The following is a 24,384-nucleotide window of genomic DNA, read 5'->3' on the forward strand; positions in this document are numbered from 1 at the left end:
GTTGGTTATAGATTAGCCTTAATAAAATCCGTCATTTTGTAATACAATTGCACCCGCGTCATACCGCCGTAGATCCCGTGGTTCTTGTCGGGGTAGATCGCCCAGTCGAACTGCTTGTTGGCCTGCACCAGCGCCTCGATCATCTTCATCGAATTCTGTACGTGCACATTGTCGTCAGCCGACCCGTGAATCAACAGAAACTTGCCTTTCAGCTTCCTAACGTGCGTAATCGGCGAGTTATCGTCATAGCCACCCGGGTTTTCCTGTGGCGTCTGCATATAGCGCTCGGTGTAGATACTGTCGTAATACCGCCAACTCGTCACCGGTGCCACCGCAATGGCCATCTTGAAGGTGTCTGCACCCTGGAAAATACAGTTCGACGCCATGAAACCGCCGTACGACCAGCCAAAAATGCCAATCCGCGTTTTGTCGATATACGGATAGCCTCCCATTACCTGGGCCGCCGCAATCTGGTCTTCCACTTCGTATTTACCCAACTGCTTTTGGGTGATCTTTTTGAACGCCGCCCCTTTGAAGCCTGTTCCACGCCCGTCAACACAGGCTACAATATAACCCTGTTGCGACAGCATCATGAACCAATAATCGTCGTATCCGTTCCAGGTGTTGTCGACCTGCTGCGAACCCGGACCCGAGTATTGGTACATAAAAAGCGGATACTTCTTTGCCGGGTCGAAATCCTTCGGCTTGATCATCCAGGCGTTGAGTTCATCACCTTTCGGGGTTTTCAGCACGAAGTATTCTTTGGTAGGGAGATTGTAGGCTTTTAGTTTTTCAAGCAAGGCCGTATTGTCTTGTATGGCCTGCACCACCTTACCCGTTTTCGCGTCGTTAAGGGTAAAAGTAGGCGGCACCAGCGCACTGGAAAACGTGTTGATGAAGAACTTAAAATCCGTACTGAATTTGCCGTCATTGAAGCCGGTCTGCGACGTGAGCCGCGCTTTACCTTTTCCGTCAATACCGATGCGATAGACATCGCGGTTGATCGATCCGTTCTCGGTCGATTGGTAGAAGATGGTTTTCGTTTTCTCGTCAAGTCCGTAATACGCCGTCACTTCCCAGTTGCCTTTGGTGACCTGGCGCAGCAACTTACCAGATTTGTCGTAATGGTAGATATGGTTGAACCCGTCTTTCTCGCTCGTCCAGATGAAACTGTTGTCGGCGAGGAAGGTGAGGTTATCCGTAATGTCGATATACGCGTTGTCTTTTTCATTCAGGACTACACGAACGGCACCTGTGCGCGCATCCACAAACAACAGGTCGAGATTATCCTGGTGGCGGTTGATGACCTGCACCGACAGTATATTCGGGTCATTCGTCCACTTGATGCGTGGGATATAGAAATCCTGGTAATTGCCCAATTTGATCTCCGTCGTAGTGCCGGACGGATTCCGTACGAAAAGCGATACCACCGCATTCTTCTCACCCGCTTTCGGGTACTTGAACGTTTCGGTGGCTGGGTACAGTTCATTTCCATACACACTCATCGAAAACTCGGGCACTTCCGATTCGTCAAACCGGATCCACGCCAGGTTCTTCCCGTCGGCGCTCCAGTCGAAGGCCCGCACGAAAGCGAATTCCTCCTCATACACCCAGTCGGTGATACCGTTTATAATGCTGTTTTTCTTGCCGTCGGTCGTCACCTGTTGGGTGGCACCGGACGCAATGTCATACACATAGAGGTTGTTTTCCTTTCCGAAGGCGATACGCGTGCCGTCGGGTGAGAAGGTCGGCTCCTGCACCCCCTCCAGTATGCGCGTCAATTTCTTCGACGCAATGTCAAAAAGGAAGTAGTCCGCCGTAAACGAATGACGGAAAATCGGATTGGAATGATTCCCGATCAGGATCTTACGCTCATCCGCACTGAAGGTATACGTGTCGATACCATCGGCCAGTTCCGGATAATCACGGGTATTGATCAGGGTCGCCACCTGCTTCAGCGTCGCAAAATCGTACAGGTCGATGCGGGCCGATTGGGTGCCCCGGTCAAAATTCAGAACCGTATACTGGTTGGTGTTGTGCATGGCGGCGAACTCGTCCATGCCTTTCGTACGGAAGGTGCCTCCGTAAATGTCCTCAATCGTAATTTTCTTCTGCCCGAAGACGGTGGCCGTCATCACGAACAGGCAGAAACAGAGTTTTTTTAGCTGCATTCGAATGTTGTTACCTGAAATAACCTCCAATTTTACTGAAAAAAATGCAATAAACGGCAATTTTGCACGGCTTTCGGTGTTTTTAACGCTCTCGCCCACGCATCGCGGATGCCATCGAAACCCGTATCTTTGTGCCCACAGAACAAAATTGCGATGACACAAGCCGTTTCCGGGTTCTCCGGACTCACGAAAGAGGAAAAAATCGAATGGTTGGCCCAACACTGTTTTGCGAACCCACCCGAGGCGACTGCCCTGCTGAAAAGCTACTGGAATGAGGACGAAAAACTCCAACGGCTTCACGATGAATTCATCGAGAATACGATCTCGAATTTCTACCTGCCGCTGGGCGTAGCACCCAATTTCGTGGTCAACGGCACCTATTACACGCTGCCTATGGTCATCGAGGAAAGTTCCGTAGTGGCCGCGGCCTCACGGGCGGCGAAGTTCTGGTCAACACGCGGCGGATTCAAAGCCTCCGTCATCGATACCGAGAAAATCGGCCAGGTGCACTTCCTGTTCAAAGGCGATCCGGCTGCCCTGCACGCCTTCTTTTCACTCGTGAAACCACGATTGGTGGCGGCCACCGACCTCATCACCCAAAATATGCAAAAACGCGGGGGTGGCATCCGGAATATCGAACTCCGTGACCGAACCGCCCTCATCCCGGGCTATTACCAACTGCACGCGACCTTCGAAACCGTCGATTCGATGGGCGCCAACTTCATCAATTCCTGCCTCGAGCATTTTGCCCGGACGCTATTGGCGGAGGCGCAGACCTATCCCGACTTCCAGACGGAAACGCCCGACGTCGTGATGAGCATCCTTTCGAATTATGTGCCGAACTGCCTGGTGCGCGCGGAAGTGGCCTGCCCGGTAGAAGACCTGGCGGATAAAACCATTCCAGACCCGGCTACCTTCGCTGAAAAATTCCTGACGGCCGTGCGCATAGCGGAAGTAGAACCCTTCCGTGCCGTCACACACAATAAAGGCATCATGAACGGCATCGACGCCGTCGTGCTGGCCACCGGCAACGACTTTCGCGCGGTGGAAGCCGGCATTCACGCCTACGCTGCCCGCTCCGGACGCTACGGCAGCCTGTCGCACGCCGAGATCAAAGACGGCATCTTCCGGTTCTGGATCGAGATTCCGTTGGCACTGGGTACGATTGGCGGACTCACCTCGCTCCATCCCCTCGTGAAACTCTCTTTGGAAATGTTGGGAAAACCGTCGGCACGCGACCTGATGCAATTGGTAGCCGTGGCCGGATTGGCGCAGAACTTCGCCGCGGTGAGTTCCCTTACCACGACGGGCATCCAAAAAGGACACATGAAAATGCACCTCAATAACATCCTCAACCAAGTCAACGCTTCGGAAGAGGAACGCCAAAAGGCCCAGGCCCATTTCTCGAAAGCCGAGGTTACGCACGCGGCGGTGCACGCCTTCATTTCGCAACTACGCAACTAGTGGAACAGCGCATCTATGGCAATGGCAAATTACTCCTGACAGGCGAATACCTCGTGTTGGACGGAGCCACGGCCCTGGCGCTTCCCACTCGCTTCGGCCAGGAATTCATCATAACACCCCATGCGGAACGGGTAGTCAGATGGCGAAGCCGGGATGCCGACCATGGCATTTGGTTCGAAGCCACCTTTACCTGGGAGGAAATCGCAAGCGGACAGGCCGAAACAGACGATCCGGTTGCGCTGACGTTGGCACGCATCCTGCATGCAGCCCATACGATGCATCGTGGGGCGCTGGAGGCCTCTGGATATGATGTAGTGGCGACCCTGACGTTCCCACGCCTTTGGGGACTCGGCTCGTCTTCTACCCTGCTCTATGCCGTGGCGAAATGGTTCGATATCGATCCGTATGAATTATCGCGTCGGACCCTGGGTGGAAGCGGATATGATATTGCCTGTGCCGGATCGGCGCATCCTATTTTTTACCAGCTTCAGGACGGACAACCTGTTGTGACAACCGCACCGTTCCAACCGGTGTTTGCCGAACACCTCTATTTCGTGTACCTCAACCAAAAACAAGACAGCCGGGCGTCTATCGCGCACTACCGCAACCGGCGACAGGCGACGGCGCGCGAATTACAGATGATAACCGATATCAGTCATGCCCTGGTGCACACGGGTAAACTCGATAACTTCATGTCGCTGCTGGTGGAACATGAGGAACTACTTAGTGGTGTATTAGGTTGGGATCCTATCCAGAAACGGCAGTTCCGCGACTTTAAGGGCGTGATAAAAAGCCTGGGCGGATGGGGCGGCGACTTTATCCTCGCGGCTACCCAAGAAGATCCACATGCCTATTTCCAGGATAGAGGCTTCGAGACCATCGTCCCCTACCGCGACATGATCCTGTAACCATCCACAAATAAAAAATCCCGGTGTTACAACCGGGATTTTTGTTGGGAAACGAGAAGCCTCTTAGTAGAACAAGGCCCTGTTATCTTCGATATCGGCATTATCGCGAAGCGACTGGATAGCACGGTTCGGAGCCGATGCATTCATACCGTTCAGTTTCGCAGCGAACTCTTTGTACTCTTTACGGGCCGGAGCTTCCGTAACCGCTTTTGTTACGACTACATACACACCGCTGTTACCTTCGATTGGAGCCGACATTTTGCCTACTTTGGTAACGCTGGCTACAGCACCTACCTTCTGCTCCATACCCACACCGGCCAGCATCGTCGTTTCGATAGTCACGTCGGTTGCGGTCTGAACCGTAGTATTGTTGGCTTTCGCGATGGCATCCAGTGAGCCACCTTTCATTTTCGCTTTGATCAATTCCGCTTTCTTCTTGTTTTTAAGAAGTGGTTCGATAGCCGGACGTGCGTCTTCCACTGCCATCAGGCCTTCCGGATTGATTTTTTTCAGTTTCGCGATGACACTTCCCTGGTTCGGGATGTCGAAACGCTTCACGTCACCTACCACGGTAGCTTTGTCAAACGCCCACTTCACGATCTGGCGCTGGCTTCCTACAACACCAAAGTTGTCGTCAACCGGCTTCACTTTTACCGGAGGGTTAACGGTAAGTTTGAACGACTTCGCTGTCGCGGTAAAGTCTTTTGTTTTCGCAGCATCTTCGAATTTCTGTGCGTCGGCATATGCCTTGTCGCTGGTTTCTTTCGAAGCCTCGATTTTCTTGGCGATGGTAGCCAGACGAACGCCGTCCTGCTTCTCTGTTGCTTTTACGATATGGTAACCGAATTCGGTTTCCACCAAACCGATTTTACCAACCGGATTGTTGAAGATATAATCCGCATACTTCTTGGTAAGTGGACCGCCTTTTTGTTGGAATCCGATGTCACCACCCTGTTGCTTGGATGTATCGTCAGAATTCGTCATCGCCTGCAGCATGAAGCTGTCAGGATTGGCCGTTACGGCGGCAAAAACTTCTTTTGCTTTTGCTTCTGCTTCTTCTTTCGTGCGGGTAATCGCTGGGTTGTTTTGGGCAACCGGCGTTCCTTTATACGAAATCAGGATGTGGCTTGAACGTACTTTCGCACCGGCATCTTTCGCTACCATACGGCTGGCTTTGTAGTACTCGCCATCTTTGTAAGGACCGAATACGCCACCAACAGGAAGGTTGTACAACTGCTCAACGAATTGCGCAGGCAGGTCTTGCTTCGCTACGAAGGTAGAATCATACGGAAGTTCCGAATGGGTGGTTACGAAATCGGCAATGTCTTTTGCGTTCGCGAGTCCGGCAACCGAATCGTTTGCTCCGATGGAGGCCTCGAGTTCTTTTTTCACCGCTTCTTCGTCAGCCGGCGATGCTTTATCTGAAACAAGTACGTATTCAAGTTCGCGAACTTCGTCTGATTTGAAACGCTTCTCGTCTTTTTTCATATAGGCGATGATTTCATCGTCAGAGACTTTCACATCGCTGTCTTTGATAGAAGAAAAAGGTACACCCACGTAATCGAACGTGATTTTCTTCGTCTCCATCTCATACTTCATTTTGCCTTCGGTTGAAGTCGTATACATCGCGCCTTTGATAAGGGCGGCATACTGCATGTATTTAGCCGTAAGGGCAGCCTGCTCAAGTTGGGTATCAAGGAAGGCTTGTTGCTCTTTGTTCGAACGGTAAAACTCATCGAACTTGGCACGGGTGAATTTGCCTGCCTGGTTCAGGAAGAGCGGATTCTGGCCGATTTGCGACTGCTCGAGTGCTTTGTTGATAGCGGCGTCGGTAGCGCGGATACCCAGTTTTTCGAACTCGGCGTTCACCAATGAAATAGTGACTTCCTGCTCCCAGATATTATTGACGGCGTTAAGGCCGGCCTGACCGTTTTGGCTCATGGCACCCACCTTCTTGTTGAATGCTTCATACGTGATATCCTCACCATTGACGCTTCCTACGTTGCGGGTATCCGAGAAGATGCCTCCCTGGAACAGATCCTGTACGATAAACGCCAGGAGACAGAAACCGATTACAAGGATCAGGAGCGCGCCACGCTGCCGGATTTTTGATAAAACTGCCATTGCTTTGTTTCGTGTTTAAAAATTCAGTTTGCGAAAATACAATTATCTGTGTAATAAACACAACCATCCTTTACATTTTCGCTATTTTTTAGGCAGGGGCGTTACCGTTGTGGCACATGCAGGGTAACCCGCACGGTTTCGATGCGATGGGCCGTGGAGTCTTCGATCGCCAAAGCATAATCGCCGACCTGCAACACATCACCCCGACCGGGAAGCGAACCGGTATGATACGCCACCAATCCCCCCAGGGTAGTGTAGGCGTCGTGTTGCGGCAAATGAAGTGCGTAGGTATCATTGAGATACCGCACCTCCAGCCGGGCCGAGAACAGCCATTCGTGTGGTCCTACCTCCTCTTCCACCCGGCGGCCCTGGTCGTGCTCGTCTTCGATTTCCCCAAATAGTTCCTCCACAATGTCTTCGGTGGTGACCATTCCCGCCGTGCCACCGTGCTCGTCCAACACAAGGGCCACACTGCGCCGTTTCCGGGTGAGTTGGTTGAGCAGGTCGCGGATGGGCGTCACACCCGGTGCGAATTCGGCTGAAATCACAACCGACGCAATATCGGCAGGCTGTCGGAACATATCAAACGAGTGCACGTATCCGACCACATCGTCGAGCGATTCACGGAAGACCAGAATCTTGGAATAACCCGTCGCGATAAACAGGTTTCGAAGATCCTCCAGCGAACTGTCGATCGACACCGCCGTGATCTCGGTGCGGGGCGTCATGATGTCGCGCGCCCGGATACCCGAGAATTCAAGGGCATTCCGGAAAATCTGCACTTCCATATCCACCGCCTTTTCACCCTCGGCGTCAAGTTGTTCGGAAATATAGGCCCCGAGATCGGCCCGGCTGAAAAGCGGAAAGTCGGTGCGGTTGCGCGAACGGAATACCCGAACCAGGATAAAGTCGGCCAAATGCAGCAACGCCCCCGCCAGCGGCGAAACCATCCAATAAAAGACACCCGCCGGAAGTGCCAGGGCCTTCAATGCCTGGTTGGCATAACTGCGGAAAAAGACCTTCGGCAGAAACTCCGATGCCAGCAAAATCGGCAGCGTGGTCAGGGCTAATTGCACCAACAGTGCCGTGACACCGCTGCGCCCCAGTCCCCAGCCCTCGGTCAAGGCCGGCAGATAGGGCAGCATACAATAGACGTAGGCCACCAGGGCCACCGTGTTTCCCAGCAACAGGGCCACGATGAAACGGGCGGGATACGCTGAAATGCGCGCCAGCATGCGTCCGGACGGCGAGTCCTGCAACTTTTCGATGCCGATAAAGATTTTATTGGAGGAGACGAAAGCAATTTCCATCCCCGAAAAAAATGCCGACAGAAACAGGCAGACGAGGATGGCAAAGACGTCCATGGTTATTTCTGTTGACGGTCCCTCAGCCGTTTGATGAAGCGGTAACGTACGAAAAACAACACCGTACACATAACGCCCAACGCCAGCATCAACCATTTTTCGTCGGTGTCAAGCGACCACTTTTCGTAGGCCATGTAGAAGAGCACGAACGCCAATACTACATATACATATTGGGTGATGGATAGGTATTTCATGTTATTCGCTTTCGTTTATGAGTCCGGAGACACGCTGGAAATTGACACGTTTGAAATCTTTGCTGAAATCAATCCCCTGTCCGCGGGTCGAGCCACTCTTAGGATTCTTAAAGGTAAACGGTTTTTCCGTATAAAACCAATCGTTTTTCTGGTCAAAATACAACTGTTCCGTATTCATCACGCTGCCGTTTTCCGACGTGATGGTCACGTTTCCGCGAAGGTCGATCAATTCAGTGCCTTTGAACTGCACGGCATAGTCCGAACGGATGAAGGTTTTCTGTCCCTTTTTGTCATACAAGGTAACGTTGACCCCTTTCGGGAACTCGGTAAAGGGATAATCGACGGTCGCGTAGTCGAGCATTTTCGGACTCACCAGCACCGCACCGATGCGGCCCGAGTCGGTATACTTTACGTCGATGTCATCGGCCTCGCCCGTAGGTGAGAACTCCGAGAAGTAAATTTTGCGTACGTCGTTCAGGCTGTTCCCGCATCCGATAGCCGTCAGCGAAAGTGCCAACACACCAAAGGGGATGAAAAGCAAACGACGGCGCATCGTATTAGTCGTATTTCGGCTTGATGAACCACAGGTCGCTGAACGAGAACGCCAGGCTGATCTTGGTGTAGTTCTCGTGGATAAGTCCACCGGCCCGGGTGCCACGGTGGCCGAGTTCGAAGCCCAGGTTGATATTGGTAAACGTGCCGCGCATCGGCAGGCCAAAACCAAACGTCACGGCCAGGTCTTCGATTTTGTTCCCTTCGATATTCAATCCGGTATCTTCATAGCGGACACCGGCACGGTACACGATCCGTTTGAAATACCCTTTATAGGCATCATAGCGCGGGATGAAGTAACCACCCAGGCTGTAACGTGCCGATTTGTTGTAGCCGATCAGCGAATTGCCGCTGCCATCGGTGATATCGAAGCGTCCGCCCGAACCCGAAGACGCGATGGACGCTTCTGCGGCGACCAGCCATTTGCGGGCGCGTCCGAAGCCAGAGCCAAAGGTGAAACGCGCCGGCAATGTAACCGTTTCGAAAGCACCACTCGCGATTTCCTCCGTGTCGACTACCGTTTGGTCGTCATTGGCCGAAATCGAAACCGTGGATACCGTTCGGGTGGCCGTATGTCGAAGATTGGTTTCAAACACATATACGCCACTGACGTAAAAATCATATTTCTTGGCAAACTGTCTTTTGTAATGCGCCCCGACCGTCAGCGTATTGCCCTGTAGGTCGGAATTGACGTTTTCACGCTTTGCCAGTTGCACGCCATACGGACGCTCAAGGCTGATATTTTCGATCTGTCCGAAATTAAAGTCGTATTGCAACCCCACGTTAAAGTTGTTGTTGAGGGCGTAAGAGCCGGCAAAGAAGACACGGTTGACGCCTCCGGAACCCGAATACTGTCTAAGATCGTATTGGTCACTGTCGATAGAAGACACCGTTTTCGAAGCCAGGCGGTACCCGACCGATGAATAGGGCATAAGTCCGAAGCCGAAGCCCCATTTTTTATACGGTATGGCAACGGCGATGTAGTTCAGGTTGGTGCTGGTGGCGCGGTCGCTATCGGCGTTGGTGGTCAGCAGCAGACGGTTGTGCATCCCTCCGACCCCAAGGGTCGTACGGCGAAGCACCGAATAACCGGCCGGATTGAGAAGGTTGATGTGGATACTGTCGGATACAACACCGATGCCTCCCATGGCCCGGGCGTCGGCAGTACCTCCTGCAACGATTTCACCTATACCATAAAAAGAGTAAGGCGATGACGACCCGTTTTGGGCAAAAAGGCCGGCGGATACAAAGAGGAGCAGGCCGGCAAAGAACTTATTGGTCATGTTGGGCATATTGAAACGTGCGCACCAGGCTTTCCAGCAGGAAATTTGGATGGGCAAATATGGTATTTTTTAATCGTTTAGCCAAAATTTCGGTGTCGCCGCCCGTTAAAATAATGGTAAAGTTTGGCCGTTCCTGCACCAGCGAGGCGATAAAACCGTCGATTTCAAGCGCAAGTCCGTTGACTACTCCCGAGTGGATGGAAGCCGCCGTCGAATCGCCGATCAGGCCCGTCGGCTCCCCCGTGTGCAGCAGCGGCAGTTTGGCCGTATAGCGGTGCAACGCCTCGTAGCGAAGGCGGAGCCCCGGTGAGATGGCGCCCCCGTGGTAGCGGTCGTCGGCATCTACAAAATCATAGGTGACGCAGGTGCCGGCATCGATCACCAACCGGTGTTGCTTCGGATAGGCCAGCGTAGCGCCCGACGCCAACACCATGCGGTCGATGCCGAGGGTGTCGGGCGTGCCGTAGGCATTGAAAAAAGGAAGCGGCGACTGGCGATTGACGGCGTATACCGGAAGTCCGAACGACTGCCATTCTTCGGCGCCGACGGCCGTGACCGAAGCCAGGACAATCTGCCGCACCGCGTACTTCGAAAGAAGGGGTGCGATGTCGGATACGGGCGACTGTCGGTCGAGGACCCACACCTCTAAAAGCGCACCTTCCTGAAAGACAGCGGCCTTGGTGCGGGTATTTCCGATATCGACGGCAAGGATCATTTTGGCAGGGTTTCGGGGCGAAGGTACAAAGAGATTTTTTTATGTTTTTTCTTTTGGAACAATTAAAAATCCTTCTATATTTGCAGCCGCATTAGCGAGGTACCTTAGCTCAGCTGGTAGAGCAACGGACTGAAAATCCGTGTGTCCCTGGTTCGATTCCTGGAGGTACCACTTAAACCCGAGTTCACGCTCGGGTTTTTTGTTTCATTTACACACCGTTCCCGCACTCCTTAGTACTCACCTCACCCGGGACCCACCATTTTTAAGACCGCTCCGCTTTCCTCTTTCTTCTTGCGTCTTGCTTCTTTCCTCTCTCCCCTCTCCTCTCTCCCCCCTCCAACCATGATACTGCCTAGATACTGCCTGGATAAAGCGTATATAAAGCGTATATAAAGCGTCTATGGTGACAAATTCGTAACGTCCCCCCTACGCGCTTTTATGTAAGTAACGGGCCGATGGCCGCTGCCCTTTCCTTCCATTTTACAACCCCAGTTCCCGCGGCCCGCGTTAGGGGGCGACGCGGAAAGCCCACAGCGAGGCACGAGCGAGGACTTGCAGCATAGCACCCGACGGCGCTTTTCCAGTTGGCAGTGGGCAGTTGGAAGTAGGCAGTTGGAAGTAGACCGCCGCGGGCACTAGTGGGCAGACGCCGGAACGCCCTAAAAAAACTTGAAATATTTTTCTATTTGTAATTTGTCTAAATAAAATTAGCCTATTTTTGCGGGCGAAAAATAACGCTTTCGCATGAAATACCTACTCGCCCTCGGCCTGGCCGTCACCGCATCGACCTACGCCCAACGCCTGCCACAGTCACAAGATTCATTGGTGGCGCTCGACACGATCCGCATCAGCCCCAAACCCCAAAGTCCGGAACGCCTGCCCGAAATCAAAAACAACGTATTGTTTTCAGGCAAGAAGAACGAAGTGCTGAAACTCGGCAACATCAACGGCAACTTCGCCACCAACAAAGCACGCGAGATCTTTTCGCGGGTGCCGGGCGTGACGATCTGGGAAAACGAAGCCTCGGGCATACAGGTGAACGTGGCCGTACGCGGGTTGAGTCCGAACCGCAGTTGGGAATTCAACACCCGCCAGAACGGGTATGATATTTCATCCGACGTATTCGGCTATCCGGAAGCGTACTACAACCCCCCGATGGAGGCCGTGGAAAGCATCCAGATCGTGCGGGGCGGCGCTTCGCTGCAGTTTGGCCCACAGTTCGGCGGCATGCTCAACTATATCCTGAAACGCGAGCGCAAACAGGCGTTCACCTTCGAAACCCAAAACACCGTTGGCAGTTACCAATTGCTGAGTTCGTATAACGCCATCGGCGGCACCTATAAAAAGTGGTCGTATTATGTGTATAACGACTCGCGCAGCGGACAGGGCTGGCGCCAGAACAACCGCTATAACGTGCGCAATACGTATGCTTTCGTGGGGTATCGGTTCGGCTCAAAAACGGAGCTTTCCGCCGAGTACACCAATATGGATTACGAAATGCAGCAACCGGGTGGCCTCACCGACGCGCAGTTCAAAGACGACCCGCGCAAGTCGTACCGTGAGCGCAACTGGTTCGGCACGCCGTGGAACGTCTTCTCGTTGCAACTCGACACCCAGTTCAGCGACCGCCTGAGCTTCAACGCCAAACTCTTCGGACTCATCAGCGCGCGCAACAGCGTCGGGTTTACGGGTGCGGCGAACGTGGCCGATGCCATTGACCCGGCTACGAACGCCTATGCCCACCGCCGTGTCGACCGCGACGATTATGAGAACTTTGGACTTGAAACCCGCAGTATCTTCAAATATGCCCTGGGCAAGGTGAAGAGCAACCTGGCGTTCGGCGTGCGCGTCTACCAGGCGAAAACACAACGCAGACAGGAAGGCCGGGGCAGCACAGGCTCGAACTTCGACCTGAACATCGAAGGCGACTTCGCCCGCGACCTCGACTTCAGAACGCGCAACGTGGCGTTCTTCGCGGAAAACCAGTTCAAGGTGACCGACAACTTCAGCGTTACACCCGGAGTCCGCTACGAAAACATCCAGTCAGAAGCGGGTGGCCGTTTCGGTATCAGCGGCGGCAACCCGGTGATGCTTGAAAATGAAACTATTGACCGAAGCAAGCCGTTGTTCGGCCTCGGACTTGAATACCGCCTCGGATCGACGAATTTCTATGCGAATATCTCGCAGGCCTACCGTCCGGTATTGTTCTCTGACCTGACGCCGCCGGCCGTAACCGACGTGATCGATCCCGACCTGAAAGACGCGGATGGGTTCAACGCCGACTTCGGCTACCGTGGTAAATACCGTGACATCCTGAACTTTGACGTCGGCCTGTTCTACCTGAAATACAACAACCGCATCGGGGGTGTTCGCCAGTTCGTCAACAACGACCCGTCGCAGGGCACCTACCTCTACCGCACCAACCTGGGCGAGTCGGTCAACAAAGGGATCGAAAGCTTCATGAACGTCAACCTCACGGCTTTGTTTGGCTGCAAGAACACCTACGGCAGCCTCGACGCCTTTGCCTCAATGAGTTTTATCGACGCACGCTATACCGATTTCAGGACCTATACCACGACTGGCACCGCGCCGAATGTGGTGATCACCGAAGGCAACCTGTCGGGTAACCGCGTAGAGAATGCACCGCGCTACATCCACAGTTTCGGCCTGTCATGGAGCACTTCGCAGTTCTCCTGCACCTTACAACACCGCCGTTCAGGGCGCATTTTCACCGATGCGAACAACACCTACGAACCGTCGGCCAACGGCACGACCGGCCTGCTCGACGGGTACCACCTGTATGACCTGTCAGCTGAATACAAATTCCTCGAGCATTACAACATCAAGGCAGGCATCAACAACCTGACAGACGAGTCGTATGCTACACGCCGTTCGGGTGGCTACCCGGGTCCGGGCATTTTGCCAGGCGAAGGACGTACGGTGTATATGTCGGTGGGATTCAAAATATAGTGATAAGTGGTTAGTAGTTAGTAGTCAGTGGTCGGTGGTTAGTTACCAATGAGACTGCGACCGCGACTGTCACTGCCACTGCGACGGCGACTGCGACTGCGACTGCGACTGTGACTGCGACTGATCAAGGCGTTCCGGCGCCACTAATTACTACTCACTGACCACCGACTACCGACCACTGACTACTAACCACTAACTCCTCAAAAGCGCCGTCGCGCTCTCCGCACTCGCTTTTTGCCGCTCCCTAACGGTCGGTCGCGGCAAAAGAGCTCAAACAATGCTGCGATCGCTAACGCGAAAGGCTTCAAAGAACATTGCCTTTTCAAAGAACAGGACGCCTCTTGTATCGATGGCGCGGATGTAGGATCCGTTGCATCTCGTAAAGAAACGTCCCCATTCTACCGAAAGTTACCGTTCTTTGAAGCCTGTTGCGTTAGGGATAGCAGTGGAAAGCCCGCAGCGAGGCACGAGCGAGGACTTGGAACGAATAGCCCGACGGCGCCGACTGCGACCGCGACTGGGTGGTACTAATGCCCACTGCGACTGCCTACTGCCTACTAAGCAAGCGCCGGAACGCCCAGCCATCCTACTCCATGAGGGGCGTACTTTCCGCGATGCCATACTTTATCTTCAAAAACCTCGTTATGCTGGCAGGACCCAGCGATAAAAAATCGCTATTTTTGTCGATAACCCTTCACACCAAACCGATTTAGCATGATTTCTTTCTTATCGTTACAATCAGAAGTCGTAAACGACACCCTTGCCAGCGCTACCGAGACCGCTGCGAAAACGGCGCCTGCGGGCGACATCTCGTATTTCTCGTTCCTGATGAAAGGGGGTATCCTGATCATCCCGATTATCCTGTTGTTGTTCTTCTGCGTGTATGTCATCATCGAGCGGTACCTGTCGATCAAAAAGGCCACGAAACAAGACGCCACACTGGTCAGCGATGTCAAGTCGCAACTCCGTGCCGGTAAAATCGAAACCGCGTTGATGCTGTGCCACCGTACGCCGGCGGCCACGGGTAACATCCTGCATGCGGGCATTTCGATCATCGGGCGGCCGATCAGCGAGATTGAGTCGGCGATGGAGAAGCAAACCAACATCGAAGTGGCCCAAATGGAAAAAGGACTGGGGTATCTGGGGTTGATCTCGGGTATTGCGCCTATCCTTGGGTTTATCGGAACGATTTCGGGTGTTATCCGGATCTTCTATGAGATTTCGAAGACCTCCGACGTGAGTATCGGAAACATCTCAGAAGGTCTGTATGAGAAGATGATCAGTTCGGGCTCCGGACTCGTCGTCGGTGTGGTCGCGTATTCCGCCTACCATTTGTTCAACATGATGATCGACAGCTTCGTGCTTAAGGTGCAGAAGCAGTCGTTTGAGATCGTCAACGTAATCCAGCAACCACATGGCCATTAAGCGAACACGGCGTTTCCACGCTGAGATCCCGACGGCATCACTGAGCGACATCATGTTCTTCCTGTTGTTGTTCTTTTTGATCATTTCGACCTTGGCGAATCCGAATGTGATCCGGTTGATGCTTCCGAAAGCGAAGACGACCGAACACACGAACAAGAACCACCTGACGTTGTCGGTGACCGACGACAAACTCTATTACCTCGACAAGCAACAGGTCGATTTCACGCAATTGCGCGACGAGTTGCAGCGCCTGACGACCGAGCGGGGTGATAAAACCGTAATTGTGCGTATTCCGAAGGATTTGCAGGTGCAAGACTTAGTCGACGTGCTTCAGATTGGTTCGGAACTGAAACTGAATTTCTCGATCGCCACGGCCAAATAATCGTTGCGACGCGTCAAAATAAAAAAGCCTCCTGGAAATCCGGGAGGCTTTTTCTTTATAACTAACTCACATTACTGCCGAACAAGTCGCACCGTTTTCTGGCGACTGCCCTGGCTGATTTTTACAAGGTATACCCCGTTTGGAAGGTCTCCTATCTGATAGGTATCACCCATAGCCGTGCGCGGGAACGATTTCACGCGTTGGCCGGTGATGCTGAACACTTCTACGCCGTCGGCATCCGTATTGATTTGGAATGACCCGGACGATGGGTTGGGATACAGCATGACGTTCTCCATGGTATCGAACTCTTCCTGGCCCAATGTCGCGAGCTGGTTACCGTAGATACGGAACTCACCTGCCGGCACTGAAATCGTGGCGGTGGTATTGGTGACGTTCATAGACGTGTTGTCCATCAGGTTGTACCAGGTGCCGGCATACGGGAAACTCGGGTTGATGTTCTGGGCGGCTACCGAGAAGTTTGCGATAATCACGACATTTTTCAACTGGTTGGCCGGCAATGCATTATTATAGACGTAGATGCGCTGACGAATGTTGTTACCATCAGGGCTTATAGCATAATCCCCTTCGAACACCGGCTCGTTGATCTTCATATTGATCATCTTTGACCAGTTATTGTATACCGCGAGACGGGCCGGAACACCTAACCAGTTGTTGGTCCATTGCTCCTGTGGCTTGGTCGACAGTTTACAGTCACCCGCGGTTGGATCCGATTCGGTATTCACCGTACCGTTCGTACAGGTGTAGATGGAATCGTCATATCCAAGCTCGGCAAAGTGCCAGATCATTTTAGGTCCGGGAACCAAAAGTGATACCGCGCCCAGTGTTGACATCCGCGTAAGCGAATTGTTCAGGTTGTTGAGCGGTGACACACCATTTGAGTTACCAAAGGTCATCGCGCCATAGACCATACGGTCTTTGTCGTGGCTCTCTGGATATCCGATAAGACGCTTAGCGGTAAAACCGCGCGATACGTTGCCCATACGCGAGATATCGCCGTCTTGCGAATAGCCTTTCATCAACTGCGAATATTGGTAAGTCATTTCACCCCACATCATTACCCCTTTGCTTGGCGTCTCGTTAAGGCGGTAGTTCGCCCACTGCTGCTCTTCGTTATCGGTACCGAGGTGTTCGAAAATCGCGAAGTGCGTCGGGTCAAGCTGCCACGAATAGTCAGCATACTCTTTCAACACCGCAACACGATCAGCCTGATAGGCGTTGGTACACGTGTCATCGCCTCCGGAACAGTTCTGGGTGAAGCCTTTCGTAAGGTCCCAACGGAAGCCGTCGATATGAAATTCTTCGATCCATTGTTTGATGACGCGTTTGACGTAGGTCTTGGTCAAGGCAGACGAGTGGTTGAAGTCAGACCCTACGCTGTAAGAGTGTTTCGCAAACTCGTTGAAATACGGGTTGTCGGCCGCAGGGTCTCCCCATCCGTCGCCATCGGGATCTTTCATCCACATACGTACCATTGGGTTACGTCCAAAGGCGTGGTTGAGCGCAACGTCAAGGATGACTGCGATACCGTTTTGGTGACAGAGGTCGATGAACTCTTTGAATTTTGTCGCAGAGCCATAGAACTTATCGAGTGCCATGTGGAACGAAGTGTTGTATCCCCAGCTTTCGTTGCCTTCGAACTCCATTACCGGCATCAACTGAATTGCATTGATTTTCAAGTTCTTAAAGTACTCGATACGATCAATCAGGTTTTGGTAGGAACGATCTGCATCAAAATCGCGCACCAACACTTCATATACAATCAGGTCGTCTTTCTTCGGTTTTGTGAAGTTGGTTACCTGCCAGTTATATGGCGTTTGTCCGGTTTGCAGAACGGTCACATCGCGGCTTTGTCCGGCCGGCATAACCGGCATATTCGGATAATTGGCTGCCGGGATATACGGATCATCATACGGATTTACGACCAATGTCGAGTAGGGATCGGCGGTTTTCACCAACGCCGGTGAATTGGTCGTTGGTGTGGTATCCACCACCCAATACTGGTAATAATTGTAGGCATTGGGGGTAAGTCCGTTCAACTCGATCCAGAACTTCTGGGTCGACGGATCGCGTTTCATCGCATAGGACGTGTCAGGCTGCCAGTTGTTAAAATTTCCGGCTACATAAACGAAATCCTTTCCCGGAGCGGTAAGCACCAACCAGGCTTTCGTGTTGTCGACATCGCTGTAGGTGATTCCATCTTCCATAGCGGTCGGCATTGCCTGCGACACGGTTCCCGGGTTCACGACCACCGCGAACTGACGGGAGAACGTGGTAACGCCCTGCGTAATTTGGAGGTCGTAGTTTTTATTGGTGGTAATGTTGGAATCGGTATAACTGAAGGTAGCGCCGTTTGACGTATAAATACTGGTTCCGTTGGCCAACAGGTTATACGATGCGTTTCCGTTAGTGTTGTTCGCCGTAATAGCGAGGCTTCCACCTGAATTCACAATGGTCGTGCTGTTAAGTGCCGGAGCCGTTAAAGTTGCCTGGAACGCACCTATGTTGACGAAATAGTCTGTGGTTTGCTGGCCACCTGTATCCGAGCGGAACACGACACAAATCTGTGTAAGAGCCGCAGAGTTGGATACACCAAAATAGGTGTAAAGATCCGGAGTGATAGTCAGACTGTAGGTCGTACCGGACACCAATGTAAGGGCCGGTTGTGTGGTATTATTCCCCCAGCTCCCCTTTACGTTCTGCCAGGTAGCATTATTGACGGTCACACCCATGTGTGCATAGATGGTGCCGTTATAGGTCGCCAAACCCGTACCCGCCTTATTGAAGAATAGGGTAACTGCCTGGTTGGCCTCAGGCGGAGAGGGAGTGGTAGTGATTTGCGCCGAAACACAAAAGCCAAACATAATTGCAAACAGCAATACAACTTTTTTCATAGCCTGGATTAATGGAAAAAAAGGGCTTTGCAAGCAAAGCCCTTCCTTATGTTTAAAATGTTTCTTAGTTCGCAGTCAGCGTGTACGAATACTTGCGTGGGTTACTAAGGTCAAGAACGACATGGTAAGAACCACCTGCACCTACTGAGAGGTTTGGACCGTCATAGTTCATAGAACCATCTTCATCCGGATCGCCGCCGAGGTTGATAGTCCAAGCATTGTTCGCACGGAACTTGAACTCGCCTGCAGAAAGCGTAACGTCACCCTCCCAGGTTTTGTTAGTGGAGTTGTACGTCAACGCTGTACTGGCATCCCATCCACCTGGTGTAGCGGCACCTACGATGCCCCAGGTTGTTGGCTCAACAGAATACACGAGGGTCGTGGTGTTGGCACGTACGCGGTAGTAACCGGCAGCAGCGCTACAATCAGACTCACCTGATTCAACGAGTGCATTAGAGAACGAACCGTCATCACCCCAATCCGTGTTACCCCAGTTGAAGTTTCCAGCTGGATCAGGCGCTACGAATTTGAAACCACCGTCAAGCCAGATATAACCTTCGTAATCGGTTTCACCGAAAGCAGAAGCAGCGATACGTGGTGCTGTTGGCGGATTCCATCCCTGGTGGTTACCCGGAACGGCCAGCTTAGGAAGATCCGTAGAGTAAGGTGTCACCAGATAGGTGATTACATTTGAATAGTGCGGCATTTCGTCGTTACTTCCGATAGACGATTTGATACGTACTTCAAGACCGCCTTGGGTAAATGGTGTCAAACCTGCACCTACGGCTGCGCCATTCAGAGCATCAGACGTTACAGTAGCGTAGGTATTGGTTGTTTGGGTCAATACGAGTGGCGTATCGAACTCATCCCCACTTTTGTCTACTTCGATGGTGTAGGTAACTTCGGTAGGAGTACCATAGTTCATGTCTTCCCATGTCAGGGAGAGACCTGGGTTCAACGGTGTCTCAGGGCTCAATACAGCGCCCTCACCTGACACAGGAGAGAGAATCTGGAATTCTCCTTCCGGTTCAACATATTTGAAATTGTCTTCACCTTCACAGCCAACCAGACTGGTGAAAAGGGCAGCAAAAGCAATCGATTTTACTATATTTTTCATCTTTTAATTCGTTTATTTCTGATTAATAACCTGTGTTTTGTGTCAAATTTGGATTTGAAGCGATTGACAACGCCGGAATAGGGAATACCTTGAAATTGTTGGAAATCGCAATACCGTTCTGCCCATTCCCTTTCCAAGCCCAGTTGTAGCTGCCTCCGGTATATTTACCGAAACGGATAAGGTCCTGACGACGGTGGGCTTCCCAGTGAAGTTCGCGTGCACGCTCATCGAGGATGAAGTCGAGTGTCAACTCACCATCCGCGATGTTGGCAGCAGTAGAGCCATTATTGGCACGCTGACGCAGTTGGTTCACATAGTTGGTACCGGTTGCAATGGAAGCACCGGCAGCACCACGAACCGCGCACTCCGCATACATCAGGTAGGCATCTGCCAAGCGGAATACAGGGAAGTCAGTGTCAACGAAAGTACCACTTGTTCCTGGAACGCCGGTCGAGGAAATATTGCTGAATTTCGCCAGAATATAACCTTGGTCGCGATTGGCAATATCCGTAATCTCTACATCGCGAGAACCCGAAATAATCGTATTGCGCTCGTCATTAACGAAATCGTCTCCCTCAAACTTCTGCACCATCTGTTTGCGCAGACGAAGGGCGCCGCCCCATCCACCAACGCCAAACTGGCTTCCGTTCCCTTCGATAGAACCCACCTGACCATTGATGATGACCGTTGTAGCACCGTAGTTTTGCGTCACCTGACCGTCAGCCTGTAGTCCGAAAATCACTTCAGTCGACGTGTTGTTGTCGGCCTTAAAGTTATCGAGGTAGTTCGCCTCAAGAGCGTAGGCAGAGCCCAAAATGCTGTTTAGTTGCGTAACGCAATCAGCATAACGATTCTCTCCGATATACACTTCAGCGTTGAGATACATCTTGGCCAGAATCATTTGTGCCATGGTTTGGTCAACACGACCATATTCATTGGCACGACCTGGTTTCAGGTCCGGGATGACCGCATTCAGTTCGCTTTCAATATACGCAAACAGGGCCGCACGATCATACTCAGGACCACGAATGTTAAGGGGGTCGGTTTCCGAGACGAACGGTGCTTTTCCAAACAGGTCCATCATTACATAGTACGCATAGGCACGCAACACACGCGCTTCGTTACGATAGTCCTCGATCTCGGCTAGAAGAGCTGGGTCGTTGTGACCGCGACCGCTCACTTTCTCTGGAGTCGTTTGACGAAGGTACTCGTTTGCGATGGCCACTTCCGCCATGGTACGGCTGAACATTCCAATTAGGATTGGATTCTGATCGGTCCAAATGTTACGCTGAAGCTCGCGAACACCACCATCATTCTCATAACTCCAGATTACCTCATCCGTGGTGAGGTCTTCCAGATACCATAAACATCGACCGAACTGCGAGGTACCCGCGTCTACCCCCTGCAAGAAGGAGGAGCCGGCGCCGGTTGTTCCGGTCAATGACAAGTTCCCATACACACCCGCCAAGCCTTGTTTATAGGCCGAGGGCGACGCGTAAAACGAGTCAGCAAGTGACGCATCGTCGTCTTTCGGCGACTGATCTAGGTCACTTGTACATGCCTGTAACGATAAAAGAGCCGTTGCAAGCAGAGTGATACTTAATTTCCAATTTTTCATAATAACTTTTTTTTAGAATTTCACGTTTACTCCGAAAAGGAATGTACGCTGGCGCGGATACGTTGTTTTATCAACGCCATTGTTTGTGATCTCCGGGTCCAGACCGCTGTACTTGGTAAGCAAAAACGCATTTTGCACACCGGCTGAAAGTCGGAGAGAAGCTTTTTTATCGAGCCATTCAGGGAATGTATACCCAACGGTAATGTTATCCATCCTCAGGAAGGATCCGTCTTCGATCCAAATATCCGAAAGCACTACGTTTGAGGTATTGATAAAGCCATATTGCGGCGTTACTGAAGGCACATTCACCGCCGCAGTTCCCGAATCAATCAGAGACAACTGGGCATTACCCGCCTGATAGGCGTTGAACACATGCGATCCAAGACTTGCACGCATGTTAAACGAGAAGTCGAGGTTACCCCAATTGATGGTAGATGCCAAACCAAGTGTCAAGTCCGGATCAGGGTTGTGGTAAATGTAGCGGTCTTGGTCGTTGATAACATTATCTCCATTCAGGTCAGCATAAGCACCCTCGATTGGCTTGTTGTTGTTGTCATACAATTGCTTGAAAACGTAGTAAGAGAAAGGCGCAAAACCTTCGCTGTGCAGGTTAAGTTGTGTTCCTGTACCTGCGATATTCTCACCGATACGGATGTCTGTGTTATAGATGAGTTCATCGATTTTACGATCGAAGGAAGTGGCGTTGAAATTCACGTTCCAGTTAAACTTCTCTTTTCTAATTACGTCGGCACTTACCTGTAGTTCGAGACCTCTCGTGGTGAAGCTACCCACATTCTGGAAGATCCGGTTTGAAAAGTTACCCCCGTCTGCAACAGCCGCCTCAACGAGTAGGTCACTACTTTTCTTGTAGAAACCTTCAATACTTCCCGAAATACGGTTGTCGTAAAAACCGAAATCGATACCTACGTTGGCGGTAGCCGTTTCCTCCCATTTGAGGTTCGGGTTGTAGGCAGAAGGAATCACGATTGGAAGCGCTGTATCTCCCATGATGTATTGTGAATAGGTATCACCGGTATTGATAAAAAGGATCGCTTTGTCAGCCGGGATGTCCTGTTGCCCTGAAATACCATAGCCTACCCGAAGTTTTAGTTCTGACAGCGTATTGTTGTCTTTAAAGAACTCATTCTTCAGTCTCCATGCTAATGAAGCCGCCGGAAAGAAACCCCATTGATTGGCACCTGCGAAACGGGAAGATCCATCGTAACGACCGGTGAAGGTTAGTAGGTACTTATCTTTATAGTTAAGGTTGGCACGTCCGAAGAAACCAATCAACACCTGATCAGTGTCAGTAGCGGTATCCGGCGTCGTCAGTGGATCATATGTCGGCGACAGTTCATTGCCAGAGGTGAATTTAGATCTCTGGAATTTCTGGTAGGAATAACCAGCCGTAAGATCGAGATTCAGGTCGCCGATACCTTTGACATAGTTAAAATACATGTCAAGCAATTTGTTGCGGCGCATTTCCTCTTCCCTTGAACGGTTACCAACTGGAATGTTTCCATTATTGTCAGCGCTCGCAGCAGTCAGAGGAAGTCTGAGTCTGCGCTCACCGTTGGCCTCATCGAAACCGATGTTTGCAACGAAACGGAGCTCAGGCAAGAAATGGAATTTATAATCTAACTCAATATTTCCGAGAAAACGGTCATTCGAACCATTGTCATTGCGTTGAAGCAATTGTGCCACAGGGTTACGTGGCGCAAGATTGTCGATTTTGTTGATAAGGCCGTTTGAACCCAGAACCGCATATTCATTGAACCCGTCAAAAAATGAAGTCGGGTCATATACAGGCTGTGTAGGATCAAAGCGAAGCGCATTACCTTCCACCGCTTCAGTAAAACGGTTTCTTTCACGGCTGAACGACGCATTCACGCGCACCTTTAAATGATCATCCAGGAATGTAGGATTCATTGCGATGTTTCCAGACGAACGCTGGAAAACGTTGGTCAGACGAAGACCTTCCTGATACGTGTTGTTTAAGGTCAAACGAGTAGGAATACGCTTGAAAAGTGTGCCTGAAACAGTCAGGTTGTTGTCTACTAAATCCGTATTGCGGTAAATAGCATCCTGCCAATCGGTATTGGCCGTACCCAGTCGATTAAGCACTCCTGTGTTTCCAGCATAGCGCTCATTGACAAGGGCCCGGAACTGATCGGCGTTCAACACATCAACTTTGTCCATTAAGGTACCATATCCGTATTGGAAATTGTATTCCACCCGAACATCTTTACCCCCTTTTTTAGTCGTGATGATGATGACACCGTTAGAGGCACGCGAACCGAAGATCGCTGTTGCTGAAGCATCTTTCAAAACGGTAATGGACTCAACCGTGTTTGGGTTAAGTGATGCCAGGAAAGACGTTGAACCCGTTACAGAGTCATTGGTGATCGGCAATCCGTCTACCACGATCAACGGGTCATTTTTGGCAAAAAGTGACGAACCTCCGCGAATCCGAATCTCGGAGCCAGAGCCCGGAGCACCACTTGTATTGATGGTCAGACCGGCCACCTTACCATTAAGGAGGTTCTCAGTTGTCACGATGGCACCTTTGTTGAAGTCTTTGGCCGTGACGGTCGTAACGGAGCCCGTGACGTCCTTCTTGCGGGTGGTACCGTACCCCACCTGCACCACGACTTCCTGAAGCTGTGATGCCTCTTCAGCCAGCGCAAACGAAAGGGTTTTCTGGCCATTGTAGGTCACGGTTTGTTGTGTGAATCCGATTGATGACACGACGATGACATCGCCTTTTTTCACGCCGTTGAGCGTAAATTTACCGTCGATGTCGGAAGAGGTGCCATTACTGGAACCCTGCACAACGATGCTGGCACCCGGCAACGGCAGGCCACTAGCCTGTTCGGTCACCGTTCCGGAAACCGACTGGGCCAGCATGCTCGCTGGGAGTAACAGCAGAAAAATGAACAACTTAGTGTAAATTGTTTTCATACATCTGTTTAGGTTAAAATTGAGTTAGTTAGCGTGTAATCGCTGCTTCGAACGTGTTAAAAGTATGTAAATAAACGGTTAGCTCGGCGGAGGCCTTTCGAAAACAGAATCGCAAACGTTTTCGTGTTGAAAACTTTCACGCCTACCTACAAATTTAGCCTAATCCTTACGGGATGTAAAAATAAAAAACACTATAATTACGAAATTAAAAATTACATGGTTTT

16 protein-coding genes and 1 tRNA gene are annotated in these 24,384 nt (G+C 51.5%); 6 read left to right on the forward strand and 11 right to left on the reverse strand.

The annotated features are described in order from the left end of the window. Positions 1-5: 5 nt before the first annotated feature. Entirely contained in the window at positions 6-2,171 is a 2,166-nt protein-coding gene (locus MKO97_RS00755; RefSeq protein ID WP_241104168.1) for a S9 family peptidase, read from the reverse strand. A 153-nt stretch (positions 2,172-2,324) separates the two neighbouring features. Between MKO97_RS00755 and MKO97_RS00760 the strand changes: the two genes are divergently transcribed. Beyond that, the gene (locus tag MKO97_RS00760) at positions 2,325-3,635 is read left to right on the forward strand and encodes a hydroxymethylglutaryl-CoA reductase, degradative (RefSeq protein ID WP_241104169.1); all 1,311 of its coding nucleotides are present in this window, start codon (positions 2,325-2,327) and stop codon (positions 3,633-3,635) included. After that, positions 3,635-4,543 (forward strand): GYDIA family GHMP kinase, encoded by a 909-nt coding sequence (locus MKO97_RS00765; RefSeq protein WP_241104170.1) that lies wholly within the window; start codon positions 3,635-3,637, stop codon positions 4,541-4,543. The genes MKO97_RS00760 and MKO97_RS00765 overlap by 1 nt, the downstream gene beginning before the upstream one ends. A 63-nt stretch (positions 4,544-4,606) precedes the next feature. On the opposite strand, the gene MKO97_RS00770 is transcribed toward MKO97_RS00765, so the two are convergent. The 6 genes from MKO97_RS00770 to MKO97_RS00795 all read right to left on the reverse strand — a co-directional run bounded on the left by MKO97_RS00770 (position 4,607) and on the right by MKO97_RS00795 (position 10,775). Continuing rightward, positions 4,607-6,667, reverse strand: a complete 2,061-nt coding sequence (locus tag MKO97_RS00770; RefSeq protein WP_241104171.1) for a peptidylprolyl isomerase — start codon at positions 6,665-6,667, stop codon at positions 4,607-4,609. A 101-nt stretch (positions 6,668-6,768) separates the two neighbouring features. After that, positions 6,769-8,031, reverse strand: a complete 1,263-nt coding sequence (locus MKO97_RS00775) for a hemolysin family protein (RefSeq protein WP_241104172.1) — start codon at positions 8,029-8,031, stop codon at positions 6,769-6,771. A gap of 2 nt (positions 8,032-8,033) precedes the next feature. Then, complete coding sequence (locus MKO97_RS00780; protein ID WP_241104173.1) at positions 8,034-8,225, reverse strand: hypothetical protein; 192 nt, start codon at positions 8,223-8,225, stop codon at positions 8,034-8,036. A gap of 1 nt (position 8,226) precedes the next feature. Further along, positions 8,227-8,778, reverse strand: coding sequence for an LPS export ABC transporter periplasmic protein LptC (gene lptC, locus MKO97_RS00785; protein WP_241104174.1), 552 nt, complete (start codon positions 8,776-8,778; stop codon positions 8,227-8,229). A gap of 4 nt (positions 8,779-8,782) precedes the next feature. Further along, positions 8,783-10,060 (reverse strand): hypothetical protein, encoded by a 1,278-nt coding sequence (locus MKO97_RS00790; RefSeq protein WP_241104175.1) that lies wholly within the window; start codon positions 10,058-10,060, stop codon positions 8,783-8,785. Beyond that, positions 10,050-10,775 (reverse strand): type III pantothenate kinase, encoded by a 726-nt coding sequence (locus MKO97_RS00795; protein WP_241104176.1) that lies wholly within the window; start codon positions 10,773-10,775, stop codon positions 10,050-10,052. The genes MKO97_RS00790 and MKO97_RS00795 overlap by 11 nt, the downstream gene beginning before the upstream one ends. 98 nt (positions 10,776-10,873) lie before the next feature. On the opposite strand from MKO97_RS00795, the gene MKO97_RS00800 reads away from it, so the two are divergent. From MKO97_RS00800 to MKO97_RS00815, 4 genes are all read left to right on the forward strand, one after another. Then, a tRNA-Phe gene (locus MKO97_RS00800) sits at positions 10,874-10,946 on the forward strand. A 573-nt stretch (positions 10,947-11,519) separates the two neighbouring features. Continuing rightward, positions 11,520-13,745: a TonB-dependent receptor gene (locus tag MKO97_RS00805; protein ID WP_241104177.1), complete on the forward strand. Its 2,226-nt coding sequence runs from the start codon at positions 11,520-11,522 to the stop codon at positions 13,743-13,745. A 714-nt stretch (positions 13,746-14,459) separates the two neighbouring features. Beyond that, positions 14,460-15,170 (forward strand): MotA/TolQ/ExbB proton channel family protein, encoded by a 711-nt coding sequence (locus tag MKO97_RS00810; protein ID WP_241104178.1) that lies wholly within the window; start codon positions 14,460-14,462, stop codon positions 15,168-15,170. Then, positions 15,160-15,552: a biopolymer transporter ExbD gene (locus MKO97_RS00815; RefSeq protein ID WP_241104179.1), complete on the forward strand. Its 393-nt coding sequence runs from the start codon at positions 15,160-15,162 to the stop codon at positions 15,550-15,552. Before MKO97_RS00810 ends, MKO97_RS00815 begins: the two co-directional genes overlap by 11 nt. 71 nt (positions 15,553-15,623) lie before the next feature. Here the strand turns inward: MKO97_RS00815 and MKO97_RS00820 are convergent, their stop codons facing one another. The 4 genes from MKO97_RS00820 to MKO97_RS00835 all read right to left on the reverse strand — a co-directional run bounded on the left by MKO97_RS00820 (position 15,624) and on the right by MKO97_RS00835 (position 24,160). Then, a complete protein-coding gene (locus tag MKO97_RS00820) occupies positions 15,624-18,464 on the reverse strand; it encodes an alpha-amylase family glycosyl hydrolase (RefSeq protein ID WP_241104180.1) in 2,841 nt (946 codons plus the stop codon). Positions 18,465-18,528: 64 nt separating this feature from the next. Continuing rightward, positions 18,529-19,581, reverse strand: coding sequence for a SusE domain-containing protein (locus MKO97_RS00825; RefSeq protein ID WP_241104181.1), 1,053 nt, complete (start codon positions 19,579-19,581; stop codon positions 18,529-18,531). Between the two features lie 22 nt (positions 19,582-19,603). Beyond that, the gene (locus MKO97_RS00830; protein WP_241104182.1) at positions 19,604-21,199 is read right to left on the reverse strand and encodes a RagB/SusD family nutrient uptake outer membrane protein; all 1,596 of its coding nucleotides are present in this window, start codon (positions 21,197-21,199) and stop codon (positions 19,604-19,606) included. 12 nt (positions 21,200-21,211) lie between these two features. Next, complete coding sequence (locus MKO97_RS00835) at positions 21,212-24,160, reverse strand: TonB-dependent receptor (protein ID WP_241104183.1); 2,949 nt, start codon at positions 24,158-24,160, stop codon at positions 21,212-21,214. Positions 24,161-24,384: the final 224 nt, after the last annotated feature.

The organism is Flavobacterium sp. HJ-32-4 (assembly GCF_022532105.1).
GTDB lineage: Bacteria > Bacteroidota > Bacteroidia > Flavobacteriales > Flavobacteriaceae > Flavobacterium.